Source organism: Scandinavium sp. M-37 (assembly GCF_043558715.1).
Taxonomy (GTDB): Bacteria; Pseudomonadota; Gammaproteobacteria; order Enterobacterales; family Enterobacteriaceae; genus Scandinavium; species Scandinavium vulneris_A.
Genome location: NZ_JBIGIN010000092.1, coordinates 1 through 712, shown reverse-complemented (window position 1 = coordinate 712; position 712 = coordinate 1). Strand labels below are relative to the sequence as shown.

Annotated in this window: 2 protein-coding genes; both read left to right on the top strand. The window is 47.2% G+C overall.

All coding sequences use genetic code 11. The annotated features are described in order from the left end of the window. On the top strand, positions 1–189 hold a 189-nt coding region (locus tag ACG0Z5_RS23815; protein ID WP_394451643.1), incomplete at its 5' end, for a hypothetical protein. Beyond that, complete coding sequence (tnpA, locus tag ACG0Z5_RS23810; RefSeq protein WP_394451641.1) at positions 146–604, top strand: IS200/IS605 family transposase; 459 nt, start codon at positions 146–148, stop codon at positions 602–604. The genes ACG0Z5_RS23815 and tnpA, both read left to right, overlap by 44 nt. The last annotated feature ends 108 nt before the right edge of the window (positions 605–712 follow it).

The window sequence follows — 712 nt, the reverse complement described above, 5'->3', positions numbered from 1 at the left end:
TTGTGCACAGAAAACCCCCAGCTAGGCTGGGGGTTCCGTAAAGCTTTCAGCTTTGAGCCAGTTATCAAAACCCCTTTTGATTTGTTAAAACAGCTTGCGGTCTGGCAACTGCAAAAGTTAAACAAGAAATCAAAAGGGGGTCCCAATGGGGGACGAAAAGAGCTTAGCGCACACCCGATGGAACTGTAAATATCATATAGTTTTTGCGCCGAAATACAGAAGACAGGTGTTCTACGGAGAGAAACGTAGGGCGGTAGGTGGCATATTAAGAAAGCTGTGTGAGTGGAAAAACGTGAACATCCTGGAAGCGGAATGCTGTGTAGATCATATCCACATGCTTCTGGAGATCCCACCGAAGATAAGCGTGTCGAGCTTTATGGGGTATCTGAAGGGAAAAAGCAGCCTGATGCTTTATGAGCAGTTTGGGGATTTGAAGTTCAAATACCGAAATCGCGAGTTCTGGTGTCGGGGGTATTATGTGGATACGGTGGGTAAAAATACATCGAAGATACAGGAATACATAAAGCACCAACTGGAGCAGGACAAATTGGGAGAGCAACTCTCGATCCCGTATCCAGGTAGCCCGTTTACGGGCCGTAAGTAATCCATAGATGCAAATGTCAGATCGCGATGCGCCTGCTAGGGCGCGGCTGGTAACAGAGCCTTATAGGCGCACATGAAAAACCTCCGGCTATGCCGGAGGATATTTATT

Bases quoted from the DNA above. Each gene is read 5' to 3' on its own strand.
- tnpA (WP_394451641.1), top strand. From the start codon at position 146: ATGGGGGACGAAAAGAGCTTAGCGCACACCCGATGGAACTGTAAATAT.